Origin of the sequence: Lentzea sp. NPDC060358, assembly GCF_042725365.1 — a bacterium.
In the GTDB taxonomy this organism is placed as follows: Bacteria; Actinomycetota; Actinomycetes; order Mycobacteriales; family Pseudonocardiaceae; genus Lentzea.
Map to the genome: position 1 here is coordinate 1 of NZ_JBHXCW010000517.1, position 1,044 is coordinate 1,044.

Genomic DNA, 1,044 nt, shown 5'->3' on the forward strand with positions numbered 1-1,044 from the left:
GCATAGGCATGGTCGTCCAGCAGTACGCCCTCTTCCCGCACATGCGGGTCCAGGACAACGTCGCCTTCGGCCTCAGGGCCCGCAAGGTCGCGAAGTCCGAGATCCCCGAGCGGGTCGCCGAGGCCCTCGACATGGTCGGCATGGCCGCCTACGCCACGCGCTACCCGCGCGAGCTCTCCGGCGGCCAGCAGCAGCGCGTCGCCATCGCCCGCGCGCTCGCCATCCGGCCCGGGGTCCTGCTGCTCGACGAACCGCTCTCCGCCCTCGACGCCCAGCTCCGCTCCGGAATGCTCGCCGAACTGGCGCGGCTGCACCGGGAGTTGCCGGACGTCTCCATCCTGTACGTCACCCACGACCAGGTCGAGGCGCTCACCCTCGCCGACCGGATCGCGGTCATGGACAAGGCGCGGCTCCAGGACTGCGGCACCCCGCAGGACCTCTACCGCCGCCCGCGCACCGAGTTCACCGCCTCCTTCGTCGGCAACGCCAACCTGCTGCCGGTCACCGTCGCCGAGGCCGCCGACACCGTCGACTTCGCCGGGCGCGCCCTCTCCGTACCGACCGGCGAGGTCACCCGGGGCGCCACCGCCACCCTCTGCGTCCGCCCGCACCTGGTCGGGCTCGGCGACGGGCCCAACGCGCTCGCCGGAACGATCGCCGAGGTCCAGTGGCGCGGCTCCACCCACCGCCTCTACGTCGACATCGACGGCCACCGCGTCAAGGCCGACCTGAAGGAACTCCGCGAGACCCCGGTGCTCGGCGACCGGGTCACCCTGCACTTCGCGGCCGAGGACGCGGTGCTGCTGCCCGCCGGCGCGGCCCCGGGAACCGGGGGAGGGACCGATGGCTAGCGCAGCACCGGCCGTCGCCACGGCCAGGGACACGCGCAGGGCGGGACCGGGCGGCGAGCCGCAGGCCCCGGCCCGCGAACCCCGCCGCGTACCGCGCTTCGTCTGGGCGCTGCCGCCCGTCGCCGTACTCGCCGTGGTCTTCCTCTACCCGCTGGCCCTGGTCGTCCAGCAGTCCGTCCGCCCCGACGAGGGC

The 1,044-nt window shown here is 74.4% G+C and carries 1 protein-coding gene and 1 pseudogene; both read left to right on the top strand.

The window, feature by feature from the left end; translation table 11 throughout:
- The coding region (locus ACFWGZ_RS41315; RefSeq protein ID WP_382457028.1) for an ABC transporter ATP-binding protein at window positions 1-851 on the top strand (851 nt) is incomplete at its 5' end.
- Window positions 844-1,044, top strand: a pseudogene (locus ACFWGZ_RS41320) (hypothetical protein); the annotation flags it as partial. The gene ACFWGZ_RS41315 and the pseudogene ACFWGZ_RS41320, both read left to right, overlap by 8 nt.